Annotated in this window: 6 protein-coding genes; 2 read left to right on the plus strand and 4 right to left on the minus strand. The window is 74.1% G+C overall.

What is annotated here, in order from left to right:
* Position 1: 1 nt before the first annotated feature.
* Positions 2 to 1,783 carry an N-acetylglutaminylglutamine amidotransferase gene (locus ACFWGZ_RS10930; RefSeq protein WP_382451297.1) on the minus strand — a complete coding sequence of 594 codons (1,782 nt, stop codon included), beginning with the start codon at positions 1,781 to 1,783 and terminating at the stop codon, positions 2 to 4.
* A gap of 162 nt (positions 1,784 to 1,945) precedes the next feature.
* Here ACFWGZ_RS10930 and ACFWGZ_RS10935 point away from each other — a divergent pair, with 162 nt between their 5' ends.
* The gene (locus ACFWGZ_RS10935) at positions 1,946 to 3,364 is read left to right on the plus strand and encodes an amidase family protein (protein ID WP_382451298.1); all 1,419 of its coding nucleotides are present in this window, start codon (positions 1,946 to 1,948) and stop codon (positions 3,362 to 3,364) included.
* Positions 3,365 to 3,370: 6 nt separating this feature from the next.
* On the opposite strand, the gene ACFWGZ_RS10940 is transcribed toward ACFWGZ_RS10935, so the two are convergent.
* Positions 3,371 to 3,649: an STAS domain-containing protein gene (locus ACFWGZ_RS10940; RefSeq protein ID WP_382451299.1), complete on the minus strand. Its 279-nt coding sequence runs from the start codon at positions 3,647 to 3,649 to the stop codon at positions 3,371 to 3,373.
* A gap of 290 nt (positions 3,650 to 3,939) precedes the next feature.
* On the opposite strand from ACFWGZ_RS10940, the gene ACFWGZ_RS10945 reads away from it, so the two are divergent.
* Positions 3,940 to 5,016 carry a BtrH N-terminal domain-containing protein gene (locus tag ACFWGZ_RS10945; protein ID WP_382451300.1) on the plus strand — a complete coding sequence of 359 codons (1,077 nt, stop codon included), beginning with the start codon at positions 3,940 to 3,942 and terminating at the stop codon, positions 5,014 to 5,016.
* 24 nt (positions 5,017 to 5,040) lie between these two features.
* Here ACFWGZ_RS10945 and ACFWGZ_RS10950 read toward each other — a convergent pair whose 3' ends face one another.
* Complete coding sequence (locus tag ACFWGZ_RS10950; RefSeq protein WP_382451301.1) at positions 5,041 to 5,337, minus strand: DUF3040 domain-containing protein; 297 nt, start codon at positions 5,335 to 5,337, stop codon at positions 5,041 to 5,043.
* Positions 5,338 to 5,340: 3 nt separating this feature from the next.
* Positions 5,341 to 6,309: a PrsW family intramembrane metalloprotease gene (locus ACFWGZ_RS10955; RefSeq protein WP_382451302.1), complete on the minus strand. Its 969-nt coding sequence runs from the start codon at positions 6,307 to 6,309 to the stop codon at positions 5,341 to 5,343.
* Positions 6,310 to 6,677: the final 368 nt, after the last annotated feature.

Below are 6,677 nucleotides of genomic sequence, written 5' to 3' on the forward strand. Positions count from 1 at the left end.
CTCAGCCGATGCCGTGCTGCTGCAACCACAGCTCCAGCACGCCGAGGTGCCACAGCTCGTTGCCGCCCGCCTTGGTGACCCGGCCGTTGGGGTCGGCGAGCAGCTCGTCCAGGTAGTCGCGGCGCAGCACCCCGCGGCCGCGGGCGACGGGGGAGTTCAGCGTGGACCGCAGCAGGTCGAGCACCTCCCCGTCGAGGCGGGTGAGCGCCGGGACCGGGAAGTACCCCTTCTTCCGGTCGACGACGTCGGCCGGGAGGAGTTCGCGGCCGATGTCCTTGAGCAGTCCCTTGCCGTCCTGGTCGGCCTTGAGCTCCGGCGGGCACGCGGCGACGAGCTCCACGAGGTCCTGGTCGAGGAACGGCACGCGGGCCTCGACGCCCCACGCCATCGCCATGTTGTCGACGCGCTTGACCGGGTCGTCCGGCATGAGCAGGTGCGTGTCGGTGCGCAGGACGGCGTCGAGCGCCGTGTCCGCGCCGGGGTCGGCGAGGTGGTTCGCGGCCAGTTCGGCGCTGACGTCGCGACCGGCGAGCCACCGCGGTTCGAGGATCCGCGCGAGCTCGTCGTGCTCGAGGTCGTGGAACGCCTCGCGCAGCACCTCCGCGGCCTGCGGCCGGGCGGCGTCGGCGGCGGGCTGGTGGTAGCGGTAGCCCGCGAACACCTCGTCGGCGCCCTGACCGCACTGCACGACCTTGACGTGCTTCGAGACCTCGCGGCAGACGAGGTGGAACGCGGTGACGTCGTGGCTGCCCATCGGCTCGCTCATCGACCCCACGGTGTCCTCGACCGCCTTCGCGATCTCCTCGTCGCCGATGCGGATCTGGTGGTGGTCGGTCCGGAACTCCCGCGCGATGGCGTCGGAGTAGACGAACTCGTCGCCCTCCACACCGTCGCGGCTCGTGAACCCGATGCTGAACGTGCTGGGCCGCTGCCCCTGCTCGGCGAGCAGGGCGACCAGCAGGCTCGAGTCGAGACCGCCGGAGAGCAGCACGCCGACCTCCACGTCGGACACCGTGCGGCGGCGCACCGAGACTCGCAGCGCCTCGCGGACCGCCTGCCGCCAGTCCCGCGCCGTCCAGTCCGCGTGCTCGGCGCGGCGCGTGTACGACGGCTGCCAGTAGACGTGGTCGCGCACCGCCTTCCCGTCCTCGAACACGCGGATCGTGGCGGGCGGCAGCTTGCGCACGCCCCGCAGCACCGTGCGTTCGCCGGGCACGATGGAGTGCCAGGTCAGGTAGTGGTGCAGGCCCGCCGGGTCCAGTTCGGTGTCCACGCCGCCACCCGCGAGCAGCGCGGGCAGGGTGGAGGCGAACCTCGTCCGCCCGTGCGCCTCGGCCACGTAGAGCGGCTTGATGCCGAGCCGGTCGCGCACCAGCAGCACGCGGTCGCGCCGACGGTCGGCCACCGCGATCGCGAACATGCCGACGAGGTGGTCGACGAACCGCTCGCCCCAGTGGTCGTAGGCCTTGAGGATCACCTCGGTGTCGCTCGTGGACGTGAACCGGTAGCGGCCGGACAGCTCGTCGCGCAGCTGCTCGTAGTTGTAGATGCACCCGTTGAACGCGACCGCGAGGCCGAGCTCGTCGTCGACCATGGGCTGCGCGCCGGCGTCGGACAGGTCGATGATCGACAGCCTGCGGTGCCCCAGCGCCACCCGGCCCTCCGTCCAGTGGCCCGCGCCGTCCGGCCCGCGCGACCACATCGTCCTCGTCATGCGTTCGACCGCGTCGAGGTCGGGCCGTCCGGCCTGGTCGGTGACGATCTCACCGGCGATTCCGCACATGGCGTCTCCTCGTGTGCGTTCGGCTGACAGGGTGATGACGGGTACCCCTGAACGCCGATGACCATGTTCTGCCTGTGGCCCAGCTCGCGTGTGAGCAAGAGCACGGGAACTTCGCCCGTCAGGCCGGTTGACGCGGACGGCGGGTGGGCTGGCAATGGAGCCATGCACCTCTCGGCCGCCGAACTCGACCGGGCGAGTATCCCGTGGCTCGCCCGCCGGATGGCGGACGGCGAGCTCACCGCGTCCGGTCTGACGCACGCCTACCTGTCGCGCATCGCCGAGGTGGACCCGTTGCTGCGCGCAGTGCTCGCGCTCGACCCGACCGCGCGGCAGCAGGCGCGGGAGAGCGACCTGAGGCGGGCGCGCGGCGAGTCGCGCGGCCTGCTGGACGGCATTCCCGTGCTGCTGAAGGACAACATCGACACCCGCGGCCTCGCGACCACCGCCGGCTCGCGGGCGTTGCGCGTGCCGCCGTCCGCCGACGCGCCCGTGGTGACCCGCCTGCGCGAGGCGGGCGCGGTGGTGCTGGGCAAGACGAACATGACGGAGTGGGGCAACTTCCGCTCCCCGTGGGCGACCTCCGGCTGGTCGGGCGCGGGCGGGCAGACGGCCAACCCGCACGTGCTGGACCGCACGCCGTGCGGGTCGTCGTCGGGCTCGGCCGTCGCGGTGGCGGCGTCGCTGGCGCAGGTCGCGGTCGGCACCGAGACCAACGGGTCGATCGTGTCGCCGGCGGGCCACGCGGGCGTCGTGGGGTTCAAGCCGACGCCCGGCCGGATCGGCAACGAGGGCATCGTGCCGATCACGGCGCTGCGCGACACCGCCGGCCCGATGGCGCGGCACGTCGTGGACGCCGCGATCCTCATGGCCGCGATGGCGGGCGAGCCCTGCGCGGTCACGCCCGCGACGCTGGAGGGCGCGCGGGTCGGGGTGTGGCGGCGGACCGGGTTCGACGCCGAGGTCGACCGGGTCGTCTCCGCGACGGTGGAGCTCCTGCGCGCCCGCGGCGCCGTGACGGTCGACGTGGAGCTGCGGCACCAGGACGAGATCCACGCGGCGGACCGCCCGGCGATGGTCGCCGAGTTCGGGCACGACCTGGCGCGGTACCTGCGCGCGCGGCCCGGCGCGCCCCGGACGCTGCGGGAGGTGATCGAGTTCAACGAGGGCGACCCGGTCGAGCTGAGCCGGTTCGGCCAGGAGCTGCTGCACGACGCCGGGAAGACGCGCCCGCTCACCGACCCGGCCTACCGCCACCAGCGGCGCACCGCGACGGAGCTCGCCCGCCGGTCCGTCGACGAGGTCCTCGCCGCCCACCGCCTGGACGTGGTCCTGGCGCCCACCAACGGCCCCGCGTGGCTCGCGCGGGGCAGCGACCCCGCCGGTCCCCGGACGGCACTGCCCGCGGCGGTGGCGGGGTACCCGAACATCAGCGTGCCGGCCGGGTTCGCCGGTCCGCTGCCGATCGGCGTGTCCTTCCTCGGCGGGCCGGGCGCGGACGACGCGGTGCTGGGCTTCGCGGCGGCCTTCGAGGACGCGTCCCGGGTGCGCAGGACGCCCGGCTACCTGCCGACGCTGCCCTGACGGGCGTCAGTGCTCGAACATGCGCGTGAGACCGGTGACGTCGAGGACGCGCCGCAGGGCCGGGCTGGGCGCGACCAGCCGCAGCGACCCGGCCATCTCGACCGCCCTGGCCCGGCTGCGGACCAGCGCGCTCACCCCGCTCGAGTCGCAGAACGCGACACCGGAGACGTCGACGACGAGGTGGTCGAGCTTCGCCAGCAACGCCGCCGAGCCCGTCGTGTCCAAGGTCCCGGTCAGGTGCACCTCGGTGTGCGCCGGGGTTCCGACCACGTGGATGCGCAGCATGACACACCTCCTTCCCCGTTCGGCCCGTAGCGCCGAATACCCGCGCGGAGCCGGATCATGTTGCCCCGCAACCGCGTGTCCCGGTGAACCAGGCGGGCCGGCGGTTACGATGGCGGCCGGCGAGTTCCGCGCCGAACCTCCTGACCGGGTGCTCGCGCCACCCGGCTCTCGCGGGGGCAAAGGGGACCTGTGCGCCTCGGGACGCCGGCTTCGTCACGCCTCGACCAGGGCTGTCGCGGCATCGGGGTGCGCGGGGTCCGGATGCCGCAGCGACGGCCGGGGAGTTCGTGATGACGTCACGCAAGCAGCTCAAAGAACGGGTTCGCGCCCGCATGGCCAAGACCGGGGAGCGCTACACCACGGCGCTCGCTCACCTGACCGGTGCGGCGCCGGTGGGCGGGTGGACGTTGCGCGGGGGCACGGACCCCGACGCGGCGGGCCTGACCGCGATGCTCGCCGCCCGCGGGGTCCCGGGCCTCACCGAGGCGCTGGTGTTCGGCATCGGCGGCGGGATCGGCGCGGGCTACATCCTGTGGGAGTTCCAGCACGACGACAGCCGCCACGTCACGACCGGCTTCTCGAACTCGTGGCAGTACGTCACCCGCCGCACCGAGAAGGTCCTCACGCGGCTCGGCGTCGACCACGAGTGGCACCGGTCCGCGCCCAAGGCGGCGCAGGCGTGGCTGACCGGCCGGCTCGACGCGGGCGACGCCGTCATGGTGTGGCCCGACCGCTACCAGATCGGCTACTGGGACCTGCCCGAGGCGCTCGACGGCCACGGCGGGCACCCGGTCGTCGTGTACGGCGCGTCCGGCGACCAGGTGTACCTGGACGACCGGAACCTGGCGCCGCTGACCGTCGCGCGGGCGGACCTCGACCGCGCGGTCGCACGGGTCGGCAGCTGGAAGAACCAGGCCGTCGTGGTCACCGGCCCCGGCCACGCGCACGACGTCGAGTCCGCCGTGCGCGAGGGACTGCGCGACGTCGTGGAGCACCTGTCGGCGAAGTCGGACTCGTTCTCCTTGCCCGCGTGGCGGAAGTGGTCGCGGATGATGACCGACACCAGGGCCGCCAAGGCGTGGCCGAAGGTGTTCGCCGACGGGCGGGGGCTCGACCAGGCGCTGCAGAGCGTCCGCGAAGGCGTGGACGGGCGGTACGGGGTCACCGGCGGCAACCTGCGGCCGTTGTTCGCGGACTTCCTCGACCAGGCCGGGCACTCCGGGCTCGCGCCGCGGTGGCGGGAGATCGGCGAGATGTGGCACGCGTTCGGGGCCACGACCGGGTTCGCGGAGATGGGCCGTCAGCTCGCGGAGCTGCACGAGGCGGAGACCGACGCGATCGCGCGGCTGAAGGCGGCCGTGGACTGAGCACCGGCCGGGCGGGACGGCGGATCACGCGCGCCACCCGCCCGGCCGGTTGTGCCGGGCGCGCCGGCGGCCGAGCACGTGCGAGGCCGCGGTGGCGCTCAGCACGAGGCCGCCGGCGACCAAGAACGGCAGGTCGGAGGTCAGCGCACCGACCACGACGACCAGCACGCCGATCAGGCCGGCGGCGAGCAGCGCCCAGCCGCGAGCGGACCTGCGGGGTGTGGCGCCGAGCGCGCTCAGCGTCGCGGCCAGGCCGGGGCCCTCGGCGGTGAGCCGGTGCTCGATGCGCCGGAGTTCGCGGAGCTCGCGGGCGGGGTCCACGGCTCATCGGGGAGTGCGGCCGGCGGGCCACCAGCGGGCGTCGGTCGGCACGGGGTAGCCGCGCACGCCGACCGGCACCGGCCTCCTGCGCGAGGACCTGATCAGCACGGCCAGCCACAGCAGGCCGGCCGCCGACACGAGGGCCAGACCGGTCCAGGTGAAGACGGTGAACAGCCGCACCTGCGCGGGAGTCGGCTGCGCCAGGTACCCCTCCGCCAGCAGTCGCCGCTGCGCCGGCTGGTCGGTCAGCACGAGGGTGACGAGCACGGCGATGGTGTTCATCGAGTCCCACAGCGCGTGCAGCAGCGACACCCCGAGGTAGGCGGCCAGCAGCCGGCCGGTGAGCAGGAAGTGGTCGCGGCTGCTGCGGGAGAACAGCACGGCACCGAGGACCGCGGTCCACAGGCCGTGCCCGAACGGGGCGAGCAGGCCCCGCAGCAGTTCGGTGCTCACGAGGTCCAGCAGCGACAGCCCGTTCTGGGTGAACAACGCCGTCAGCGCGTACCCGGCCGACTCGAAGGCGGCGAACCCGAACCCGACGCTCGCGCCCAGCACCAGCCCGTCGCGCGGCGACTTCTCGTGCAGGTGCCGGGTCAGCAGCGCGAGCGCGCCCAGCTTGACCGCTTCCTCGATCAGGCCGACGCCCGCGAACAGCCACGGTGACGGGTGCAGCAGGTAGCTCTCCAGCAGCGAGGCGCCGAGCACGCCGAGGACGCCGCCGACGGCGAACGTGCGGAACACCAGTTCCCCCGTCACCTCACCGGAATGCCGGTGCCGGAAGGCCCACGACACGAACGTGGCCGGCACGAGGAAGCTGCCGAGCAGCACGATCGTGGGGATCAGGTTGGTGTTGCCCGTGCCGAAGGTGATCACCACCGCGGCCACCCACAGCGCCAGCCCGGCCAGGAACATCCGCAACCACGGCCGCGAGCGCCGCGCCGTGTGGTGGTCAGCCGGTCCGGTGACGGCCATGGGCGTCGAACCTCCTCGGCCCCGGCCTGGCGCCCGCGACGGGGGCACCGGAGCGACCGGCGGTCACGGGTGGTCTTCCCCCGGACGACCGCCCCAACCCCGTCCGCGCCGCGGTCGGGCCGGTCGGTTCGGGGTGCTGACCGGATGGTGGGTGGGGTGGTTGGTGGGCACGGCGGCCGGGGATGGCCGGGTTGTGCACTGACCGGCTGGTGCGCGGTGGCCGGGAGTGGTCCGGCTGTGTGCTCACCCGCCGGCGGGCGCGGCGGCTGGCGATGGGCGGGCTGCGTGCCCACCTGCCGGTGCGCGTCGTGGCCGCCCCCGCACTCACCCGCCGCTGGTCTCCGCGTTGGGACGGCGGGCGAGTGCGG

The sequence above is a fragment of the Lentzea sp. NPDC060358 genome (genome assembly GCF_042725365.1).
Lineage (GTDB): Bacteria > Actinomycetota > Actinomycetes > Mycobacteriales > Pseudonocardiaceae > Lentzea.